Source organism: Mesorhizobium sp. M0898 (genome assembly GCF_040319695.1).
Taxonomy (GTDB): Bacteria; Pseudomonadota; Alphaproteobacteria; order Rhizobiales; family Rhizobiaceae; genus Mesorhizobium.
The window spans coordinates 108590-130718 of the sequence record NZ_JAMYOE010000004.1 but is presented as its reverse complement, the minus strand read 5'-3'; the positions used below and the strand labels follow the sequence as shown (position 1 = coordinate 130718).

18 protein-coding genes and 1 pseudogene are annotated in these 22129 nt (G+C 63.0%); 9 read left to right on the top strand and 10 right to left on the bottom strand.

Going from position 1 to position 22129, the window contains the following annotated elements; genetic code table 11:
- Positions 1-21 precede the first annotated feature (21 nt).
- Both NKH90_RS07945 and NKH90_RS07940 read left to right on the top strand, forming a co-directional pair.
- Positions 22-1308 (top strand): glycosyltransferase, encoded by a 1287-nt coding sequence (locus NKH90_RS07945; RefSeq protein ID WP_352769071.1) that lies wholly within the window; start codon positions 22-24, stop codon positions 1306-1308.
- Positions 1305-2768, top strand: a complete 1464-nt coding sequence (locus NKH90_RS07940) for a lipopolysaccharide biosynthesis protein (RefSeq protein WP_352769074.1) — start codon at positions 1305-1307, stop codon at positions 2766-2768. The genes NKH90_RS07945 and NKH90_RS07940 overlap by 4 nt, the downstream gene beginning before the upstream one ends.
- Positions 2769-2990: 222 nt before the next feature.
- Here NKH90_RS07940 and NKH90_RS07935 read toward each other — a convergent pair.
- Positions 2991-4043, bottom strand: a pseudogene (locus tag NKH90_RS07935) (polysaccharide pyruvyl transferase family protein); the annotation flags it as partial.
- A gap of 302 nt (positions 4044-4345) precedes the next feature.
- Here NKH90_RS07935 and NKH90_RS07930 point away from each other — a divergent pair.
- From NKH90_RS07930 to NKH90_RS07905, 6 genes are all read left to right on the top strand, one after another.
- On the top strand, positions 4346-5518 hold the full coding sequence (locus NKH90_RS07930) for a glycosyltransferase family protein (protein WP_352540408.1): 1173 nt from the start codon (positions 4346-4348) through the stop codon (positions 5516-5518).
- A gap of 11 nt (positions 5519-5529) precedes the next feature.
- Entirely contained in the window at positions 5530-6522 is a 993-nt protein-coding gene (locus NKH90_RS07925) for a glycosyltransferase family 2 protein (protein WP_352818584.1), read from the top strand.
- Complete coding sequence (locus NKH90_RS07920) at positions 6522-7472, top strand: glycosyltransferase family 2 protein (RefSeq protein ID WP_352540410.1); 951 nt, start codon at positions 6522-6524, stop codon at positions 7470-7472. The genes NKH90_RS07925 and NKH90_RS07920 overlap by 1 nt, the downstream gene beginning before the upstream one ends.
- On the top strand, positions 7462-8412 hold the full coding sequence (locus NKH90_RS07915; RefSeq protein ID WP_352818579.1) for a glycosyltransferase family 2 protein: 951 nt from the start codon (positions 7462-7464) through the stop codon (positions 8410-8412). Before NKH90_RS07920 ends, NKH90_RS07915 begins: the two co-directional genes overlap by 11 nt.
- 75 nt (positions 8413-8487) lie before the next feature.
- Positions 8488-9384, top strand: a complete 897-nt coding sequence (locus NKH90_RS07910; protein WP_352540412.1) for a UTP--glucose-1-phosphate uridylyltransferase — start codon at positions 8488-8490, stop codon at positions 9382-9384.
- Between the two features lie 149 nt (positions 9385-9533).
- Positions 9534-11954: a polysaccharide biosynthesis tyrosine autokinase gene (locus NKH90_RS07905; protein WP_352818576.1), complete on the top strand. Its 2421-nt coding sequence runs from the start codon at positions 9534-9536 to the stop codon at positions 11952-11954.
- Positions 11955-11969: 15 nt separating this feature from the next.
- Here NKH90_RS07905 and NKH90_RS07900 read toward each other — a convergent pair whose 3' ends face one another.
- Positions 11970-12734: a metallophosphoesterase family protein gene (locus NKH90_RS07900; RefSeq protein ID WP_352818573.1), complete on the bottom strand. Its 765-nt coding sequence runs from the start codon at positions 12732-12734 to the stop codon at positions 11970-11972.
- A 130-nt stretch (positions 12735-12864) separates the two neighbouring features.
- Positions 12865-14772, bottom strand: coding sequence for a propionyl-CoA synthetase (locus tag NKH90_RS07895; protein WP_352769091.1), 1908 nt, complete (start codon positions 14770-14772; stop codon positions 12865-12867).
- A 172-nt stretch (positions 14773-14944) separates the two neighbouring features.
- On the opposite strand from NKH90_RS07895, the gene NKH90_RS07890 reads away from it, so the two are divergent.
- Complete coding sequence (locus tag NKH90_RS07890; protein WP_352454688.1) at positions 14945-15736, top strand: DUF2259 domain-containing protein; 792 nt, start codon at positions 14945-14947, stop codon at positions 15734-15736.
- 284 nt (positions 15737-16020) lie between these two features.
- Here NKH90_RS07890 and dhaK read toward each other — a convergent pair whose 3' ends face one another.
- The 7 genes from dhaK to NKH90_RS07855 form a co-directional block, all read right to left on the bottom strand.
- The gene (gene dhaK / locus NKH90_RS07885) at positions 16021-17007 is read right to left on the bottom strand and encodes a dihydroxyacetone kinase subunit DhaK (RefSeq protein ID WP_352769094.1); all 987 of its coding nucleotides are present in this window, start codon (positions 17005-17007) and stop codon (positions 16021-16023) included.
- 26 nt (positions 17008-17033) lie between these two features.
- Positions 17034-17456, bottom strand: coding sequence for a hypothetical protein (locus tag NKH90_RS07880; protein WP_023676327.1), 423 nt, complete (start codon positions 17454-17456; stop codon positions 17034-17036).
- Positions 17457-17464: 8 nt separating this feature from the next.
- Positions 17465-19081 carry a phosphoenolpyruvate--protein phosphotransferase gene (gene ptsP / locus NKH90_RS07875; RefSeq protein WP_352769097.1) on the bottom strand — a complete coding sequence of 539 codons (1617 nt, stop codon included), beginning with the start codon at positions 19079-19081 and terminating at the stop codon, positions 17465-17467.
- A complete protein-coding gene (locus NKH90_RS07870; protein WP_023676329.1) occupies positions 19065-19367 on the bottom strand; it encodes an HPr family phosphocarrier protein in 303 nt (100 codons plus the stop codon). The genes ptsP and NKH90_RS07870 overlap by 17 nt, the downstream gene beginning before the upstream one ends.
- Before the next feature lie 22 nt (positions 19368-19389).
- Complete coding sequence (gene dhaM, locus NKH90_RS07865; protein WP_352469937.1) at positions 19390-19779, bottom strand: dihydroxyacetone kinase phosphoryl donor subunit DhaM; 390 nt, start codon at positions 19777-19779, stop codon at positions 19390-19392.
- A complete protein-coding gene (gene dhaL / locus NKH90_RS07860; RefSeq protein ID WP_352767236.1) occupies positions 19776-20378 on the bottom strand; it encodes a dihydroxyacetone kinase subunit DhaL in 603 nt (200 codons plus the stop codon). The genes dhaM and dhaL overlap by 4 nt, the downstream gene beginning before the upstream one ends.
- Before the next feature lie 81 nt (positions 20379-20459).
- Positions 20460-22103, bottom strand: coding sequence for a dihydroxyacetone kinase subunit DhaK (locus NKH90_RS07855; protein WP_352769100.1), 1644 nt, complete (start codon positions 22101-22103; stop codon positions 20460-20462).
- Positions 22104-22129 lie beyond the last annotated feature (26 nt).

Here is a 22129-nt window from a genome sequence, read left to right as displayed (position 1 = left end):
CTGACCGGGGTGGGAGCTGCCTTGGGACAAAGACACGCACAACACCAGACGCTTGAGGCGCCTCGCACGGTGGCGACGGGCGTCAGCCCTCATCCGCGCGAGCAGATCGCCGACCGGCCTCGAAAGATCGTCCATCCAATGAAGATTTGCTTCGTAGTTGATAAGTTCCCCTCTTTGTCGGAGACCTTCGTCCTCGACCAGATAGAAGGGTGCCTCGAGCGCGGCATGCAAGTCGGCGTCGTCTGCAACGAGACGTCCTTCGGCAAGGACAGCAACATCGACGATCGCCGCTGGCAGGCTCTCCCTGGCAAGGTCGTCTGCTGGTGGGGCGGGCTGGGGCGCTTTCGCCCGACGCTCAGGAAATGGTCGGGCAGGTTCTGGGATAAGCTCTCGACCGCTGTCGACATCGCTTTTGCGCGCAAATTGCAGAACGCCGATGTGATCGTCGCGCATTTCGGCAATAACGGCATGCGCGTCGCCCGCGCCATGAAACGAGGCCGGATTTCCGCTCCTTTGGTGACCATATTCCACGGCCGCGATGTCGGCGAACCGCTGCATGACAACACGCTCACGCGCTACAAGGTTGTCTTCGACAAGGGCGTTCTCCAGCTCCCGGTGAACGCGTTTTTCCGCGATGCCCTGATCGGCGTCGGCGCACCCCCGGCGCAAGTCATGGTTCACCATATGGGCGTGCGGCCCGGTGAGATCGGCTACCATTGGCGTTCCTGGGACCGGGACACGCTGTCCTTCATCTCGGTCTGCCGGCTGACCGAAAAGAAGGGCATCGAATTCGCCCTTCGGGCGCTCGCCAGCCTGCCGCGGCGCGACTGGGTCTATTCGGTGATTGGCGGCGGCGAATTGCTGGAAGAGTTGAAGAAGCTCGCCGCAAATCTCGGCATTGCCGACCGGGTGACTTTCCTCGGGCCGCGTCCGCACGCCGAGGTCAAGCAGCGCCTGCGCAATGCCCACGTATTCCTGCTGCCTAGCGTTGCCGCGCGAGACGGCGATCTCGAGGGTATTCCGGTGGCGCTGATGGAGGCTATGGCCGCCGGGCTGATCGTCGTCAGCACCTATCACTCGGGCATTCCCGAACTGATCGAGGATCAGGAGACAGGCTTCCTCGCACCGGAGCGAGACGTTGCGGCGTTGGCCCGCAAGCTTGTCTGGGTGGCCGAGAACCCGGACAAATGCGAGCGCATCGCACGTGCGGCGCGCCGCAAGATCGAGCAGGATTTCAACGCGGACGTACTCAACGAACGTTTTGCGCAGATCGTTGCCCAGCTGGCCGAAGCCAGGCAGCCGGCATGAACGCCAACCCGCCCCCCCAGTTCGGTCGCGTCGCCCTGCGCGGCGGCATGGTAACGATCGGCGCGCAAGGCTTCAAGATGGCGATCCAGTTTCTCTCGGTGATCGTGCTTGCGCGTCTGCTCGTCCCCGAGGATTTTGGCCTGGTGGCTTCCGTCGGGCCGATTGTGGCCTTTGTCGGACTGCTTCAAAACCTTGGCCTCCAGCAGGCCGTGGTCCAGCGCAAGGACATAAGCACCGAGCAGCTCAACCAGGTATTCTGGATCAGTGCGCTGGTGGGGTTGGGCAGTGCCGTGGTGGTTGCATGCCTGGCGCCCGCCATCGCTGCCTTCTATGGCGATCAACGCATGGTCGGGATTACCATCGGCTCTGCCTTGCCGCTGCTGCTTGGCAGCCTCGCCGCGGTGCCGCTGGCGCTGATGAACCGTCACTTGCGCTTTGGCCAACTCGCGCTGAACGACGTGATAACCGCTGCTGCCGGACTTGCGACTACCGCAATCGCCGCCTATGCGGGGCTGGGCTACTGGTCGCTGGTCATCGGCCCTGCGGTATCGGCTGTTGTCGCGCTGGCCGCGGCATGGCAGGTGGCGCGCTGGACGCCGTCGCGGCCGGACCTGAAGGTCGATACCGACATATTGTCTTTCGGCGCCAATCTGACCGGCTTCAATCTGGCCAACTTCTTCTCGCGCAATCTCGACAACATCCTGATCGGAAAATATTCGGGCGCGATCGAGCTCGGCTATTATGACCGCGCCTACAAGCTCCTGCTGTTTCCGCTGCAGAACATCAACCAGCCGCTGACACGCGTGATGGTGCCGCTGCTGAGCCGCATCCATGAGGACAAGGCGCGGTTTCGCGACATCTATGTGCGAACCAATTGGATGCTGGCGGCCATCACTATGCCCGGCATCGCGGCGCTGACGCTGACGTCGGACCAGGTCGTCGGGCTTCTCTTCGGCGAGCGCTGGACAGCGGTGGCGCCGATCTTCGCCTGGCTGGGCATCGCCAGCCTGATCCAGTCCGTCTCGAGCACCACCGGCTGGATCTTCATCTGCCAGGGCAAGACCAAGACCATGTTCCACTGGGGCATCTACTCGTCGCTGACGACGGTCGCCGCCTTCATCATCGGCCTGCACTGGGGCGCCGTCGGTGTCGCGGCGGCCTACGCGATCAGCGGCTATGTGCTGCGCGTCCCGGTGCTTGCCGTTCTTGTCCACCGGGTCGGCCCGGTGACCGCAGCCGACTTCCTGGTCATGCAGGGGCTTTTCATCGCGTCATCGCTGCTTGCCTGGTCCGTGTACCGGGAGTTGCCGGCATCGCTGACCAGCCAGTCAGACCTGCTCGCGGTGGTCCTGGCGGGTGCCCTCAATTATTCGATCGGCCTGGTCCTCATGCTCGCCCTTCGCCAGTCGCGCAGCGCCCTGTTCACCACGCTTTCCAGCGCCATGCGCAACGCCCGCTAGGCCGGCAATCACCGGCCTCAAAAGCTCACCTGCCGACATCGCCGACGCATGCTCCTCAAGCACTGCCTGAAGGCTCGTCCTGCGATAGAGGTCGAGATTGGCGGTAAGTCTGCCGAGCTTCTCGCTCGCTTCCTCGGGCGTCACCGTGTCGATGTCGAGCAGCAGGTCGGCGACGCCGATCCGCTTGGCAAGTTCCTTGGTCTTGAATTCATACGCGATCGGCAGCACCGGCGTGCCGACGCAGAGCGACATGATCATCATGTGCATGCGCGTTGCGACAACGAAGTCGAAGCCTTTCACCAGTGCCATCAGTTGCTCCGGCGTGTGGAACGAAGCGTCCACGCTGACATGCTTGGCGATCTCCGGATCGAGTTCGGCAACGATAGCCCGCGCCGTCTTGGAATCGTCATGGGCGTATTCCGGCACGCCCTGGCAGGTGGAGACGAAGGTGACCTCCTTGGCGTGGTCCCTGACCAGGATGGTCGCGATCGCGCGGATCGAGTCGATGTAGCGGCGCATGCCGCCCTCGCCGTCGCTGACATAGTTCCAGTGACGGACGGAAATGGCGACGCGGCCGGTGACGGTCGCCGACTGGCCGGAGGCCAGAATTTTTCCGATCCTGTCGGTGTCGGCCAAGGCAAAGACGGCGTCGGCCACGACGTGGCATTTGCCGGGGTCTTTCACCATGTCCACAATGTGACCTCGCGAACGTTCGTCGCGCAGCAGGATGAGCGGGCTCCGATCGAAGATTGGGCTCAACTCCTGGCGATTGTAACTTTTGTTGAACGGGCCGAGCGATTGCGTGAAGAAGACGGGGTCCTTCCCCAGAATCGCGTCGATCCGGAATTGATTGAGTCGCCGTTCCAGATTGTAAGTCTCGACAAGATAGGTTCCGCCTGTCGTGACCACGAGGTCGGCGTCTTTGTAGATCTCGAGACCACGGCGATTGCTTGAGTTGAACAAACGCCCGAGAACGCCGCGGTTGCCGAACCGCCGCAGGGCATTGAGGATGAGCCGATTGTAGATCGGCTTGAACAGGTTCTTCAGCCCGCTGCCGTATTTGTAGCGGAACAGCGATTCCGACAGCAGCTTGTGGAATTCGAGATCAGGATACTCTTTCTTGGTGTAGAGCCTCGCCGCCACCTCCGGCTGGCTGTCGAAGACATAGAACTGGATATCGTCTTGCACGATCGTCTTGAAAACATGGCGGATCGCCAGGAGAATCGCTGCATCCCCGGTATTCAGGCAGACGGTGTTTTCAACCGCGATCTTCATGGAATGACCTCATTTCGTGAGTAGTCCCGTGCTTCCATCGACGGGTGCGAAGGGGCGGATTGCAGGCGGGTTGGCCGAAAATGCTGCACGCCAAGGATGGTCCTCGCGTCGTGATTATTGGCGCGCAGCCCGATGGCAGGCCAACGCGCGGTCCATGTGGCCCAAGCAGAGCGAGATTAACCCATCGATTTTGCAGTGCAACAAAAAACGGGGATCTTTGCTACGCTGCAACCAAAAATGTTGCGATGCAGCAAGAGCTGTACTAGCATTGTCGCGGGCGGGCCAACAGCGGTCGAGTTTTCATGCTGCATGTCTTGTACTTGGTACACGACGTCTCCGACCCGGCAGTGCGCCGGCGGATCATAATGCTCAAGGCAGGCGGCGCCCAGGTTACGCTGGCGGGCTTTCGTCGTACGGCAAGCGCAGTTGCTGATGTCGAGGGCTTGCAGCCGATCGATCTCGGCCCGACTCGTGATGGCCGATTCGCCCAACGTCTGGCCGCGATCATGAAGGCAGTTGTCTCGACCGGCTCGAAGCTGGGCTCAATGCCACGGCCCGACCTCATTGTCGCGCGCAATCTGGAAATGCTGGCGCTTGCCCGCCGCGCCAGATCGGCTTTCCAGGCAACGGTGCCGATCGTCTACGAGTGCCTGGATATCCATCGCCTGCTGCTTCGCGACGATCCGCTGGGATGGGCGATGCGCGGCGCAGAACGCTTCCTGGCTAGGGATGTGAAGCTTCTGGTGACCAGCTCTCCGGCCTTCATCGCCAACTATTTCAAGCCGTTCGGGCAGATTGCCGCCCCAGTCGAACTGCTCGAAAACAAGTATTTCGAGCCAGCCGCGGCCTCGCTGGATGACCGCGCGGCGCCGGAGAACCCCGTAGCGCCGCCTTGGCGGATCGGCTGGTTCGGGGCGCTCCGCTGCCGCCGTTCCCTGGAGCTTCTGGCCGAATTTTCGCGCCGCCTCGACGGCCGCTTTGAAATCGTCCTCAGGGGCCGCCCGGCGCTGTCCGAATTTCCCGATTTCCACGGTTTCGTCGAATCGGAACCCTGGCTCTCGTTTGGCGGGCCCTACCGCAATCCCGAGGATATGGCGGCGATCTACCGCGAGGTCCACTTTTCTTGGGCCATCGACTTTTTTGAGCAGGGCCTGAACTCCGAATGGCTGCTGCCCAACCGGCTCTATGAGGGCTGCCGCTTCGGAGCCGTGCCGATTTCGATGGGAGCCACCGAAACCGGCCGGTTCCTCGACCGGCAAGGCATAGGGGTTCTTTTGCCAGAAGCCACGCCCGAGGCGCTCGAAGTCGCCGTCGGCACGATGGAGCAGCATCGGTTCGGGACATTGAGGGCGCGTGTTCTCGCCCGCAATCCGCGCACCTGGAGCTACGACCGCGCCGATTGTCGGGCGCTCGTCGAAAAGCTCCGCGGGCTGACTGCGGCTCCCGGTCCATATGCTGCCGAAGCATTGGCATAGAAGGACTGCCGATGACGCAAACCGAAATTCCATCCTGCACGATCGTGGTTCCGTGCCTGAACGAGGCGGCCCATATCGGCGCGTTGCTTCGAGAGCTCCGCCCTGCGGCCGAGAGGCTGGGCGCCGTGATCATCGTTGCCGATGGCGGCAGCACGGACGGCACCAGGACGATCGTCGCGGACATCGCCGCAAAAGATCAGCGGGTGATCCTGCTGCACAATGAAAAGCGCTTGCAGAGCGCGGCAATCAATCTCGCCGTCGCCAGGTTCGGGGAAGGCGTCGACTATCTCATTCGCATCGACGCGCATGGCGGCTATCCCGCGGATTATTGCGACCGGCTGGTCGAAGAAGCGCAGGTCACCGGTGCGGATTCGGTCGTCGTCTCGATGCTGACCAGTGGCAGCGGCATGGTTCAGAAAGCAGCGGCAGCGGCGCAGAACTCCAGGCTCGGCACCGGCGGTTCCAAGCACCGGCATCTTTCGGCGGGGGAATGGGTCGATCATGGCCACCACGCACTGATACGGATATCGGCGTTCACCGCGGTCGGCGGCTATGACGAAACCTTCAGCCACAATGAGGATGCCGAACTCGACTATCGGCTCCGCCAGGCCGGCTACCGCATCTGGATGACCGGCAAGACGCAAATGGTCTACTACCCGCGCTCCTCGCTGAAGGGCCTCTATTTTCAATATCTCGGCTATGGCCGTGGCCGGGCGAAGAACGTTCTCAAGCACCGCATGATCCCGAAGATCCGGCAGATGGTGCCGCTTCTGGTGTTCCCCGTGGTTCTTCTCGCCGCCTTTTCCTTCGTCCACTGGCTGGCGGCCGTACCGCTTTTGCTATGGGCGTCGGTCTGCCTCGGCTACGGCTTTTGGACCGCCGTCAGCCAGCGCAAAGCCGACATTGCGCTGGCCGGGGTCTCGGCAATGGTCATGCATTTCGGCTGGTCGGTCGGTTTCTGGCTGCAACTGCTCGCACCGCGACCGCAGCGCGGGGTAGCGTGATGGACCCGGTCAGGAAAAATCGAAGCATCGATATCTGCGTCTGCACATTTCGCCGGCCGGAGCTTGCCGACACGCTTCGCTCCATAGCGGCCATGGATATGCCCGCGGGATTCGACGTCGGTGTTATCATCGCGGACAACGACGATACGCCGACGGCCGAACAGATGGTGACGACGCTGGCTGCGGAGTTGAAGCTGCCGGTGACCTACCGGCACGCCCCGGCCCGAAACATCTCGATCGCGCGCAACGCTTGCCTCGATACCAGTGCGGCGGATTTCGTCGCCTTTATCGACGATGACGAGACGGCCACCGCTGGCTGGCTTGCCGAACTGGTGGCGACGGCGGAAGCAACAGGTGCTGCGACGGTGCTTGGGCCGGTGCAAGCCCGTTACCTGCCGGATGCGCCCGCCTGGATGCGCAAAGGCGATTTCCACTCGACCTTGCCGGTCTGGGTGAGCGGCGAAATCCGCACCGGCTACACCTGCAACGTCCTGCTCAGGATTGGCGCTGAGAGCCTGCGCGGCCGGCGCTTCAGCCTGGCGCGTGGCCAGACCGGCGGCGAAGATACGGAATTCTTCGACCAGATGGTCAAGGCCGGCGGCCGCATCGCCTTTTCGCCGGAGGCTTGGGTCGACGAAGCGGTGCCACCTGCCAGGGCGGCATTCGACTGGCTCGGCCGCCGCCGGTTCCGCGTTGGGCAGACGCATGGTCATCTTCTGGGGCGCAACGCACACGGCCTTGCCCGGCTCAAGCAGGTCGGCATTGCCGCGGCAAAGGCCGCCTACAGTTTCCTGTCGGCAATTCCGGTCGCCATCGACCCCGTACGTCGGAACCGCAGCGTGCTTCGCGGCATTATGCATGTCGGCGTCGTCAGCGGCCTCGTCGGGGTTCGTGAAATCCGCCAATACGGCCTGTCTTCGCCGCAGCAAGGGGGCAAGCGTGCAGCCTGACGTGAGCTTCGTGATTGCCGCCTACAATGCCGAGGCGACCATCGATCGGGCGATTGCCAGCGCCGTCGCCCAGCGCAATATCAGCGTCGAGGTCATCGTCGTCGACGACAAGTCGGGCGACCGGACGCTCGACCTGGCAAGATCCTACCCCGAAGACATCGTACGCGTTGTCGCGCTTGAGCAAAACCGTGGCCCCGGCGGCGCCAGGAATGCCGGCCTTGAGCTTGCACGCGGCAGGTGGGTCGCGGTCCTCGATTCCGACGACGCGGTCTATCCCGGGCGACTCTGCACCATGATCGAGCGCGCGGAGAAAGCGGGCGCCGAGATCGCGGTCGATAATCTGCAGGTCGTTCGCGAGGATGGCGTTGCCGAAGAGACGATGTTCCCGGCTGACTATCTGGAAGGCCTCGGTGAAATCTCGCTGGTAGATTTCATCAGCGGTAATGTCCTCTTCGAATCGAGGTTCAATCTCGGCTACCTCAAGCCGATCTTCCAGCGCCGGTTCCTGAACGAGAACGGGCTTCGTTACGATGAAAGCCTGATCATTGGCGAAGACTATATCCTCCTGGCCAGTGCTCTGGCTAAAGGCGGCAAATGCATGGTCGAGCCGACGACGGGCTATATCTACCACATTCGCACCGGTTCCATCTCCCGGGTGCTCGAACTTCATCACGTCGAGGCGATGCGCAGGGCCGATGCCACCTTCGCCGCGACCCATTCCATGGATGCTGCGGCCGAGGCGGCGTTCGCCAGGCGCGCTCGCAGCCTGCGGCGGGCGGCATCATTCCTGTCGCTGGTTCAGCACATCAAGGCGCGGTCGCCGCTCAAGGCGATATGGACGGCGCTCAGCGATCCGGCGGCGGTTCGGCATATGAGCATGCCGATCGCCGTCCGGCTGCGAAGGGTAGCGGCACAGTTTGCCGTAGTGGCGGGGAGGTGAAGGGCTGCAGGTGAATGAAGACAGTTTCGCCGCCTGCGACAGGGTTGAAATCGATCTCCTCAGAAGGAACATGCAATGAAAAAAGTCAGGAAGGCAGTCATACCGGTGGCGGGGCTCGGAACGCGGTTCCTGCCGGCGACCAAGTCCATGCCGAAGGAAATGCTGCCGGTGGTCGACAGGCCTGTCGTGCAATATGCGGTTGACGAGGCGTTCGAGGCCGGCATCGAGCACATCGTCTTCGTCACCGGCCGCAACAAGGCGGTGATCGAGGACTATTTCGACCTGCATCCTGAACTGATCGGAACCCTGGAGCAGAGCGGCAAGAAGGCGCAACTCGAATCGCTTGAAAGCCTGCTTCCCGTCGCCGGCGCGACGAGCTTCATCCGCCAGCAGTCGCCGCAAGGCCTCGGCCATGCCGTCTGGTGCGCGCGCGAAGTCATCGGTGACGAGCCCTTCGCATTGCTTTTGCCGGACATGGTGTCCTTCGGCGGGCGTGGCTGTCTCGCCGAAGTCGCTGATCTTTACGCACGGACTGGCGCAAACGTCATCGCCGTCGAGCGTTGCGATCCGACCGAGACCAGCAAATACGGCATTGTCGGGCGCGGCGCTGATGTCGGCACGGGCTTCGAGGTAACGGCCATGGTCGAAAAGCCGGCTCCTGCCAACGCGCCGTCGAACTTCTACATCAACGGCCGCTACATCCTGCAGCCCGAGATATTCTCGTTGCTTGCCAGCCAGCAACGCGGCGCCGGAAACGAGATCCAGCTGACCGACGCAATGGTGCGTCTCGCACAGACCCAGGCCTTCTTCGCCCAGCCTTTCGACGGCCGCATGTTCGACTGCGGTTCGAAGGAGGGGTTCATCCAGGCCAATATCGCTTTCGCGCTGGCGCGGGAGGACATGAAGGGCCCGATCTTCGAGATGCTGCAGGAATTCGTCCGGTCGCATCAGCGTCGGGAAGAAGCCGCATAATGTCCATTTTTTCGAGGCATTGTGGGTGCGGCTGATGACGCAGGACAGGCCGTTGCGCCGCGCGTAACGCGCACTGTCCGGCGCAAGGTTTGCACCCTATGTCCCGACCTTCGAGGCGGTAGCGCCTGCAAACTAGAATTGGACCGAAGATGAACTATGCCAATTTTCCTGTCGACAAGAGGACGCCATTGCCGGCTTCTAATGCGGCAAACGCCGAAGACTTCATCGACATCGAGCGCCTGCTTGGCATGGCCGCGCGGCAGGCGAAAGTGGTTGCCGCCTGCGCCGTCATCGGTCTCTTTCTCGGCGTGCTCTATTTGCAGACGACGCCTCCTACCTATGTGGCGACGAGCAGCGTGCTGATCGACGAAGGATTGAACAAGGTCGTCGACGACATTTCGGCGGCGTCGGTCAGCATGCAGACCGACTCCGCCGTTCTGAGCCAGATCGAAATACTACAGTCGGCCAGGCTGGCTGGGGTGGTCGTCGACAAGCTGAAGCTCGATCAGAACGACGCTTTCATGAACCCTCCGACGTCGGCCCTGTCGAAGGTTGCTGGCTTTGTGCGCGGTATCGTCCAGTCTGTCCGCCCCAAGCGCGCCGCTAGCACAACCGATGTCACTCAGCTTGATGCTGCGACGCGTGACGCGATCACCGCATCCTCATCGCCCCGTGACTACGCAATCTTCAAACTGCAGACCCAACTCGATGCCGAGCGGATCGGCCGGAGCTTTGTCATCAGCATCTCCTTCCAGGCGACGGATCCGGCGCTTGCGACCGCCATCACCAAGGCCTATGCCGATGCCTATCTAGCCGATCAACTCGATGCCAGCTTCGACGCGACCGAGCGGGCGGCGGTCTGGCTGCAAGGCCGGCTGACCGAGCTTCGTGAGAGCTCCCAGGCGGCTGCACTGGCGGTCGAAAAGTTCAGGGCCGAACACGGATTGGCCGTCAATGACGGCCAGCTGATCAGCGACAAGCAATTGTCCGATCTCAACACCCAGTTGATCGTCGCGCAGGCCGATACAGCACGTGCCGGCGCCCGCTATCAGCAGTACAAGTCGATCGTCGAAAGCGGCTCGGACAACGCGTTCAAGGACGCTGCGATATCGAACGACCAGCCGAGCAGCTCGGTCATCACGACGCTGAAGAACCGCTATCTCACCGTATCCAAGCGACAGCAGGATGTCGAAGCCAATTTCGGCCCGCAACATCCGCAGGCCGTCGCGCTCGCCAAGGAGAAGGCCGACATATCGGCGCAGATTTTCGGCGAGCTGAAGCAACTGACCGAAAGCTACCGCAACGAATACGAGGTCGCTCTGGCGCGCGAAACCGCGCTCCGCGCAAATGTCGCCTTGGCGGCTGGCAAGAGCTCCATCGACAACCAGTCGCAGGTCAAGCTGCGTGAGCTGGACCAAAAGGCGACGGCGCTGTCGACGCTCTACCAGACGTTCCTGAACCGCTATGAGGAGGCCGCCCAGCAGCAATCCTTCCCGGTCGGCAAGATCCGGGTCATCTCGGACGCGACGATGCCGCAGTCGGCCGCAACCCCCCGCACAGCCATCGTGCTGGGGCTTTCGCTGGCGCTTGGCATGATGCTGGGGGCAGGGGTTGGTGGCCTGAATGAATTCAGGGAACGCTTCTTCAGGACCGGCGAGGATGTGCGCGACCGGGTCGGCCTCAAATTCCTCGGCTACCTGCCGGTCATCGGCAAGGCTGGCAAGGATGACCAGCGCAATGGCGGTCAGCCTGACGTCAAAGTCGTTGAATCCAAGACCGCCAAGTCCTCCAAGTCCCAGCCCTCCAAAACATTGTCGGCAGCCGAAAAACGTGCGCGGATGCGGGTAACCGTCGATGCCCCGGCATCGATGTTCTCCGAGACGCTGCGCAACGCCAAGATCGCCTTCGATGTCGTCATGGAAGGCCAGGGCAGCCGGGTCATCGGCGTGGTCTCGGTGCTTCCCGGCGAGGGCAAGTCGACGGTGGCGGCCAATCTTGCCGGGCTGCTTGCCGTCAACGGATCGAAAACGCTGCTGATCGACGGCGACCTGCGCAATCCCGGCCTCAGCCGCAGCCTCGGTATGGAGGCCGAGCAGGGCCTGATGGAAGCTGTGGTGAGCGGGCAGACATGGCAGTCGATCGGCAAGATCGACCGGCAGACCAAGCTGGCTATCATCCCGGCCGTCCTGCGTGGCCAGTTTTCGCATACCAGCGAGCTTCTGTCTTCAGCCGGCATGCGGCGTTTCATCGATAACGCCAAGGAAACCTTCGAATACATCATCGTCGATCTGCCGCCGCTCGGGCCTGTCGTCGACGCCAAGGCCTTCGCTCCGCTTGTCGACGGCTTCGTGCTGGTCACCGAATGGGGACGCACGCCGCGTGCGATGGTGCAATCCATGCTCAGCTCGGAGCCCTACATCGCCAAGAAGATCATTGGCGCGGTGCTGAACAAGGTCGAACTGAAGAAGCTGGCCAAATATGGCGCGATCGGCGGCTCGGAAAAATTCTTCGACAAATATTCGAGCTACTATCTGGAAAAATCGGAAGCGCGCACCAAGGCAGCCGCCTGAGCGACGACATCGCGCTCAGGAAAATATCAACCTGGCGCGGTTGTCGACGATCCTGAGGGCGGTCAGCTGGCCGGTTTGGAAGGCGCCGGTGTCTATGCCAAGCCGGCGTCCCTCGAGCTTCGGAGTGTCGACCGGCGTATGTCCGTGCACGACATAGCGGTCGAGAAGATGCGCAGCGTCGAAGAAGTCCGAACGGATATTCAGCAGGTCGTCCTCGTCCTGCGCGGCGAGGTCGATGCCGGGCCTGATGCCGGCATGGACGAACACGAATTTCGCCGAACAGACCATGACCGGCAGCGCGCGCATGAAGCTAATGTGGTCGGCTGGAATGACTTCCCGAATGCGCTTGTCGACCTCCTCGCTTGACCCATAGAGATCGGCCATGCGCGACGGGTCGACGCCGTAGGAAAACAGCGTTTGCAGGCCGCCTATCGCCAGCCACGACTCTCTCGAAATGACCCCGTCGACGTAGTTCAGCATCACGACTTCGTGGTTGCCGGCAAGGCAGATGCGCTGGAAATCACGGAGCGGTGGCGCCAGCAGATGATCGAGCACACGCGCCGACTGGGGTCCACGATCGACATAGTCGCCAAGCATGATTATGAGCTTGCGCCCTTCGAAGGGCGCCGAATCGAGCACGATCTTCTGCTCCAGGGCGCGGAGTTCCTTGTAGCAGCCATGCACGTCGCCGATCGCATAGACGACTGCGCCCCGCATATCGATCTCCAGCCGCTGGCGTGCCGCGGCCTGGGGCTTTCTCGATCGCTGGAACAGGGTCACGTATGGCGTCTCGCATGGCTGTGGGTGCGTCTCGATTCCGAAACAACATGACGACACCGCGCGTGGATACCACGTCCGGCGCCGGTCGTTCCATACCGGAGCTTCGGACGCAACTCGGCTTCGGCGCCCATTACAGGCCGATGCCGCGGCGGTTCAGCGCGGCGGTGATCTCGTCGAGGATGGCCGGGTCGTCGATCGTTGCCGGCATGGCCCATTCCTCCTTGTCGGCGATCTTCTGCATGGTGCCGCGCAGGATCTTGCCGGAGCGCGTCTTCGGCAGGCGCTTGATCGTCACCACCGTCTTGAAGGCAGCGACCGGGCCGATCCGTTCGCGCACTAGGGTGACAACCTCGTTTTCGATGATGCCGGCGTCGCGGTCGACGCCGGCATTCAGCACGACGAAGCCGAGTGGAACCTGGCCTTTCATAGCATCGGCAATACCGACGACGGCGCATTCGGCGACGTCGGGATGCGCGGCCAGAATCTCCTCCATGGCGCCGGTCGATAGCCGGTGGCCGGCGACATTGATGATGTCGTCGGTGCGAGCCATGACATAGAGATAGCCGTCCTCGTCCATCATGCCGGCATCCGCGGTTTTGTAGAAGCCGGGGAACTCGTCGAGATAGGCTTGGCGAAACCGCTCGTCGGCATTCCACAGCGTCGGCAGGCAGCCGGGGGGCAACGGCAATCTCACCACGACATTGCCAAGCGTACCACGCTTGACCTCATGCCCGGCATCGTCGAGCACGCGGATGTCATAACCGGGCATCGGCACGCCGGGCGAGCCGTATTTGACCGGCAACAGGCCCAGTCCGGCGGGGTTGATGGTCATCGGCGAGCCGGTCTCGGTCTGCCACCAATGGTCGATCACCGGCAAGGTCAATTTCTGCTCCGCCCATTTGATGGTTTCGGGATCGGCGCGCTCGCCGGCGAGGAACAGCGTCCGGAATTTGGACAGGTCGTATTTCGGGACGAATTCGCCCTTCGGGTCCTGTCCTTTGATGGCGCGAAAGGCGGTTGGCGCGGTGAACAGCGCGACGACGCCATGCTCGGCGATCACACGCCAATAGGTGCCGGCATCGGGCGTGCCGACCGGCTTGCCCTCGAACAGGATCGTTGTGCAGCCATGCAGCAGCGGGCCGTAGACGATATAGGAATGGCCGACCACCCAGCCGACATCGGAAGCCGCCCAGAACACTTCGCCCGGTTTGACGCCGAACTCGTTTTCCATCGACCATTTCAGCGCGACCATATGGCCGCCATTGTCACGCACGATTCCCTTCGGCTGGCCGGTCGTGCCCGACGTGTAGATGATGTAGAGCGGATCGGTGGCAAGCACCGGAACACAGTCGACATTGGCACCCGCGGCCCGCTCCCGCGCCACGGCGTCGGCATAGTCGATATCGTGGTTTTCCCTGAGTTCGCAGCGCAGTTGGTCGCGCTGCAGGATAAGGCAGCTTTCCGGCTTGTGCCGCGACATCTCGATCGCCTTGTCGAGCAGCGGCTTATAGGCAACGACGCGCCCTGGCTCCAGGCCGCAGGAAGCGGAGATGATCAGCTTCGGCTTGGCGTCGTCGATACGGGTGGCGAGCTCATGCGAGGCAAAGCCGCCGAAGACCACCGAATGCACGGCGCCGATCCGCGCACAGGCAAGCATGGCGAAGGCTGCTTCCGGCACCATCGGCATGTAGATGATGACGCGATCGCCTTTTTGGATGCCACGATTCTTGAGCACCGAGGTCAGCGCGACCACCTCGCGCTTCAACTCGGCATACGTGAATCTCCTGATTGTGCCGGAAATCGCGCTGTCATGGATCAACGCGATCTGGTCGGCACGGCCGCCCGCCACATGACGATCGACGGCATTGAAGCAGGTGTTGCACGAGGCGCCAATGAACCACCTGCCATAGACGCCGGCATTGGCGTCGAACACCGTCTCGAAGGGCGAGAACCAGTCGATTGCGCCCGCGGCATCGGCCCAGAATTTTTCCGGGTCGCGTTTCCAGCCGTCGTAGACCTCGTGGTAGCGTGACGCCATCCAGCTTCCTCCCCAGGAATGTTTGCTGTCCTTGAAATAGCGTATGCTGGTTTGTGTAACCATGTATTTGTGCGTTTCGTTTGCTGTCGTTCTAACTTGGCCGCAAGTGCGGGTCATGAATGGTCTGGGGGCCGGTGTCGTTCGAATTTTCGGCATTAGGGGGCAGGGCGCGATGAAATTGCGATATGAGCTTGGGTTTGCCGCGGTTGCGACGCTGGCGGTGGTGCTCGCTTCAGCTGCTCAGGCAGGCGACGCGGCGGCTCGGCGCGTCATCGGCTTTTCGCCAGACGGCAACTACTTCGCCTTCGAACAGTACGGCACGCTCGATGCCGGTGCTTCGGATTCGGGCTGGTCGGAGATCGACATCATCGACACGCGGACCGATGAGTTCGTCGGCGGCAAGCCGATCGTCATCGCCGACGAGACGGAGGATTCGACATTGACGCTTGCGCAGGCGAGGGCACAGGCCGCCGAACTGGCGGCGCCCTTGCTGGCCAAATATGCCATCGCGCCGCGCGGCGAGCGGACTGCCTTGGACAGGTTCACCTTTCCCGACGACATGGTCGCCTACAATGACATTGCGCGCCTCGAGCAGGTTTCGCAAAAATGGCTTTCGCCGGCCTATGACGAGCTTGGCACCATCCAGCTCGAGCAGATCCGTGCCGACAGCACGGCGGATTGTTCAGCGAGTTTCGACGCGACGCTGCAAGGCGAAACGACCGGCAAGGCGCTCGGCTTTCGCCTGACGCTGCAGGGTCAGGACGGCAAGCCGATCAAGCTGCTGCATGAGGACAAGGCGGTGCCCGGTTCGAGGAATTGCCCGACTTCCTACAGCCTGTCGGAATCTTACGCATTCACCCCGGATGGAAAACCGGGCGTGCTTGCGGTGCTCGTGCAGCGCTTCAGCCAGGGATTTGAAGGGCGCGACCGCCGTTTCATCGCCGTGACTGGCCAGGCGCACTGAGGCAACGCGCTGAGACGTAGTCCGCTACCCGAGTTTGTTGTCCCTAAAGCGGGAGGGCAGCGAGCATAAGTCCGACCCCGCCGACGATCAGCAAGGCGGCTGCCAGCACCTTTCCATGGCGCTCGAAACCCGTCGGCGCCCGATCCCAATTGTAACGCATGCTCGAACTCCCCAAACCCGCAGATTCTTTATCTTACGCAGGGTGAGGAGGGCAACTGTCTGGCGATGCGCGGCGTTGCCGATACCGGTCTTGTCACCGACTATTTCTGGGGCATTCTCCGCCGCTACATGCCCCAGCGCAGCGCGGCCGTATGTACCGGTGCATCCCACCAAACAGCCGCCTCGTCGTCGAGCATGCTCAGCGTGATCGAACAGCCGGCCATATCGATCGAGGTCACATAGGACCCGACCAGCGACCGGATCACCGTCACGCCGTGCTTCTCGAAGATTTTGCGGGCGCTGTTGTACATCAGATAAAGCTCCATCAACGGTGTGCCGCCAAAGCCGTTGACGAAGAGTAGCGCCTGGCCTCTGGCACCGTCGCCCAGGTCACCCAGGATTGCGGTACAGATCTCCTCGGCGATAGCATCGGCGCTTTTCAATGTGTCGCGCCGCCTCCCAGGCTCGCCGTGGATGCCGACCCCGAACTCCATCTCGCCGTCGCCGATATCGAAGGTCGGCTTGCCCGCCGCCGGCACGGTGCAACTGGTCAGCGCCACGCCCATCGAGCGCGTCGCGCCGTTGACGCGCTCGCCGAGCGCCTTCAACGGCTCCAGTGCCATGCCTTGTTCGGCCGCCGCGCCGACGATTTTCTCGACCACCAGCGTGCCGGCGACGCCGCGCCGGCCGGTGGTGTAGGACGAGTTTTCGACCGCAACGTCGTCATTGGTCACGATTTGCATCACGCCTTCCGACATTTCAGCGGCCATGTCGAAATTCATCACGTCGCCCTCGTAGTTCTTGACGATGAACAGGCAGCCGGCGCCCGTATTGACGACTTCGGCCGCCGCCATCATCTGGTCAGGCGTTGGCGAGGTGAATACCTGGCCGGGGCAGGCCGCATCCAGCATGCCGTGCCCGACGAACCCGCCATGTAGCGGCTCGTGACCCGAGCCACCGCCGGAGATCAGCGCCACCTTGCCCGGTGTGAGCAGCTTGCGGCGGACAAATTTGTGTTCCTCGCCAAGCGCCAGGATATCGGCATGCGCGGCAACGAAGCCGTCGAGGCTCTCGGTCAGCACCGTATCGACCGAATTCAAAAATTTCTTCATGGCCGTCCTCCCGAAATAGCCCAGCGTCAGCTGCCCTTGCCGGCGATGCTGGTGATCTTCTGGATGAAATCGTTGACCGCCCGGTCGAGCGCCGCGTTCTGCTTGTCGTCGCCGAAATCGGGAACGATCAGCGAGACATGGCGTGTCTTGCGCAAGCCTGCGGCCAGCGACATCTTTCCCGGATGCGCCCGATGGTAGGCCTCAAGGAAATGATCGCGTTCGGCCGGGCTGAAATGGCAGACGGAGAAGATAGCCGGCAAATGCTTCGACGGGATCGGCGTCGAATAGGCCGGGCTGGAAATCTGCGTGACGAAGCTGCGATGCTTGCCCAGCGCATCGGCGAGGCGCTGGCGCATGCCGGACGGGCGCTGGTCGATCACCTGCGACAGGATCGTCTTGTAGGCGCGGATCGCCTCTTCGGGGCCGGATTGCGACGCCTTGTCTGCCATACCGGGGCCTAGATCGAAACGTCCGCGATGGCCGCCTTGGCCATCGCGAGTTGGGCGGGAGCGACGGAGAGGTCACGCAGGCCGGTTTCGAGCAGCGCCGGGATCGAGGCGGGGTCGCCGCCGGCATCGCCACACAGGCTGACCGGGATATTATGCTCGCGGCCGAAGGCGGCAACCGAGGCGATCAGCCGGAGCACGGCCGGATGCCTGACGGAATTCAAATGTGCGACCGACGCATTGTCGCGCGCGGCGGCCATCACGTATTGGGTCAAATCATTCGAACCGATCGAGAAGAAAGCGGCCTTGGCGAATGCCTCCGGTGCGATGGCCACCGACGGCACCTCGACCATGATGCCAAGCGGCGGCATTTTGTGCGCGATGCCGCGCGCCAAAAGGTCAGCCTGCTCCTCAGCGAACAGCGCGGTGGCGTGTTCATACTCTTCCGGAACGGCGATCATCGGGAACATCACCTTCAGATTGCCGTGCATGGCGGCACGTAGCAAGGCGCGGATCTGCACACGAAAGACCTCCGGACGCATCAGCGACAGCCTGATCCCGCGCAGGCCAAGGAATGGATTACCTTCCTCGACGGTCAGGCCCGGCACAGGTTTATCGCCGCCCGCATCGACAGTACGGATCGTCACCGGCCTGTCGCCTGCCCATTCCAGCACTCTACGGTAGGCGCGATATTGCGTCTCCTCGTCCGGCAGCGTCTTGCCGAACAGGAATTCGGTCCGCATCAGCCCGACACCGTCGCACGCCGCAGCATCGATGCGGTCGACATCGGACGGATCGGCAATATTCACCTGCACGTGGACCGCTATGCCGGTCTTCGTTGCTGCCGGCCTTGTCAAATAGGCTGCCGCTTTGTCGCGATGCGCCGCGAAAGACGATGACGATCGCCGGAATGCATCGATCTCCGCTTTCGAAGGCGCCAACACGATGCCGCCATGTTCGGCATCGAGCAATGCGATTCCGGCAAGGTGAGCCGGCGAAGCACCGGGCCCGGCTGGCCCACGCGCTAGGAGCCCCAACCCCACCACCATTGGCACGCCGCGTGAGCGTGCCAGCATTGCGACATGACTTGCGGCACTTCCGGCCGTAAGTGCTATGCCGCCGCCGGCACTCCAGTCGGTTTCGAGGAAGCGCGTCGGTGCGATATCCTCGCCGTAGAAGATCGCACCTGCCGGCGCGGCAATGTCGCCGCCCCCGGCAAGTGCGTGTAGCACCTGGTCGCGTATGTCGCGCATGTCGGCCGCGCGCGCCCGGAAATAGTCCTGCTCGGATGTTTCATAGCCGGCTATCTCGGCGTCGAGCGCTTTTCGCCAGGCCACATCAGCAGCCATGCCCTCGGCAATTCGCGCAAAGGCCGGGCCGGTCAGCGCGTCGTCCTCCAGCATGGCGAGCTGGAATTCGAGGATCCCGGCCGCCTCGCTGTCGCTGGTTTCGATCAATGTCGCGAGCCGGCCTGCGGCAATGGAGATGGCGGCCTCAAGCGCCGCCTTCTCGTCCGCGGCAGTCGCCTTGCGGACATAACGCACAGCAGCCTGGTCCAGATTGAACAGCGGCCCCTCGGCATAGCCGGCCGATGCCGAAATGCCCTGCAGCCTAAGCGGTTCGGGCATGGTCCTTGCCTTCGTCGAAATCGCGCCGCACCAGCTCGACCAGTGCGCCGACCGCCTCGCCGGCGCCGTCCCCTTTGGCTCTGATATGCAGGACAGTGCCTTTCGGCGCTTTCGCCGCCATCACCTTGACGATGCTCTTGGCGTCGAACCATGGCCCGTTGGCGGCGAGCGCAATCTCGACGTCGGCCGAAAACGTCTTGGCAAGCTTGGTGAACTTCACCGAAGGACGCGCATGCAGTCCCACCTCATGGGTGATCAGGACGCTGGCTTCGGCTGCTGCGGACATGCTTGTCAAAATTCCCGTTCGTTCACGACGGCGACAATTCGTGCGCCGTCGCCACCACTTCCCTGAGCGAGGCGCCGCCGGAAGCCTCGGTCGCCGCCATCACCGCGCCTTCGACGATCGGCGCATTGCAGACAATGATCTTCTGGGCGCGTGGTTCGCCGATCATCTCGACCGCCATCTCGCTATTGGTCTCGGCACCGCCGAGATCGACGAGGATCGCGACCCCCGCCTCCGACCAGGCCTTGTCGATGGCGTCCATGATCGCCTCGACATTGGTTCCCAGCCCGCCATGGCCGTTTCCCCCGCACCATGCAAGCGGCACTTCGTTGCCGACCATCTGCCGCACCATGTCGGCGGTGCCTTCGGCGACCAGCGGCGAATGCGATACGATGACGATGCCGACATTGCTCATGCGCGCCTCTCGATTGCCTCGGCTACGGCTCGCACCAGAAGCGCAGTCGAGCGTGCGCCGGCATCCATATGACCGATCGAACGGTCGCCAAGGAACGAGGCGCGCCCACGCAGCGCCTTCATCGGCACGGTCGCGTCGGCCGCGTTGTCGGCGATCTCGACGATGTCCGCTGCCGTCTTTCCCTGCAGCAGGGCCTCATGCACCGGCTGCAGCACGTCGAGCATGGTTTTTTGCCCGGCCTGCGACTTGCCTCTGGCTGCAACCGCTTCGATCGCCTTGCCGAAGGCCGCCGCCAGGTCGGCGCGACCCGGCGCGGCGGAAATCTCCTTGCCGAGCGCCATGAACAGCGTGCCGAACAAGGGACCGGAGGCTCCGCCGACGGTCATCACCAGTTTGGTGCCGATCGCCTTCAGCGCCTCGGGCAACGGCTTTGTCGCAAACGCGCCGGCCTCGGCCCGCACTGCCTCGAAGCCGCGTTTCATGTTGAGCCCATGGTCGCCGTCGCCGATGGCCTGGTCGAGACTGGTCAGCTCGTCGGCATGTGCGGCGATCGTGTTTGCCGCCGCCTCGATCAGCCTGGAAATATCCGCTGCCGCCATGTCACCCATGCTCCTGGCCCCTGCGCTGCCGGCAGTACGAGAAAATTGCATATCCGGCAATTGAAGCATTCTTTTCCCCAGTCAAGCGGGTTCGAGCAACGCAGCGAGGGCAGTGAAGACCTCGGCGACGGCAAAGGCGCCGGGGTCGACCACGCCGTCGAGCTGGCTGCCAATATAGGCGGACCGCCCGGCCTTGGCCTTGCGCATGGCAGCGGTGGCCTCGGCTCCGCGTTGCGCCGCGACCGCCGCATCTTCCAGACTCCCCCTATCCAGCGCCCTCAAGGCGGGTTCCAGGGCATCGATCATCGTGCGATCGCCGACCCTCGCTCCACCATAGAAGGACATCCGATCGAGGCCGGCGAGAAGCGCCTTGGGAAGCGTTTCGCCAGACTCCAGCGCCTGCGCGGCGGCGGTGAAGAAGATCGACAACAGCACGCCGCTAGAGCCGCCCATGCTGGCGCTCAGGATGTCGCCGACGACGGCGAGCGCTGCGGCAGGCTCAGCGAGCGGCAGTGTCGCAATGCGGCCAAGCACGCTGCGCGCACCGGCCGCCACAGTCGATCCGGTGTCACCGTCTCCCGCCTTGGCATCCAGTCCGTTCAACGCGCCTTCAAGCGAGATCAGCCGTTCGCAGACCGCGACAACCAACCGGTCGGTGCGTGCGTCCTGGCTGGCTTTCGACGCGTTGTTCGGGCCGGCGGCTTTGGCCATCGGCACGACGCTGGCTTGGCGAACGGCTCTTGCCGGCAGCCAGGCGTGAGGGCCTACCGGCGCCCGCAACGCCGCTTCGCGCGACGCATCGAGCCGGATCAGCGACAGGGAAAAGCCGTTCATGTTGAGCGCGGTCACAAGCTGCCCGGGCCCGATTGTCAGCGTCACCTTTTGTGCCAGCGGTGAAGCCAATACCGCATTGGCGACAAGCAACATTTCCAGCGGTGGCACCGAACCGAGATTATTGATCAGCAAGGCGTAGTCGCTGACCGGATCGAGCCGCGCGGCAAGGCGCTCCGACATGATCGCAACCAGCCTTTCGGCACTTTGCACCGCAATCCGCTCAACGCCCGGTTCGCCATGGATGCCGAGGCCGAGTTCAGCGTCGTCGGCGCCAAATCTTTCGTCATGGCTCTGACCGGGGATCGAGCAGGATGACAGCGATATGCCGAGCGAAACGATATCCGCCGCCGCGGCCCGCGCCGCAGCGGCAACCGTCGCCAGGTCAATGCCGGCTTCCGACAGGTGGCCGGCGATCTTGTGCACGAACAAGGTGCCGGCCACGCCACGCGGCTGGGCAATGTCCGGCAGGGCGATATCGTCGGCGACAATCACCATCTCGACCCGAAAACCTTCGGCGCGCGCCTTCTCGGCTGCCAGGCCGAAGTTGAGGCGATCGCCGGTATAGTTCTTGACGATCAGCAGGCACCCGGCGGGACCGGTCACCGCGCGGATGGCGGCCAATACCGCTTCCACGCTCGGCGAAGCAAAGATCTCGCCCGAAACCGCCGCCGTCAGCATGCCAATGCCGACAAAGCCGGCATGGGCAGGTTCGTGCCCGGCCCCGCCGCCGGAAATGACCGCGACCTTCGTCTTATCCCAGTCCGCGCGGAGAATGACCTTGATCTCGGGATAGCCGTCGAGGCGAGCGAGATCGCCGGCGCCGGTCGTACCGAGGAAGCCGTCCAGGGCCTCAGTTACGATCGTATCCCTGCGATTGAAAAAATGCTTCATCGAATTGGTCCAGTCCGGTGCCCGAA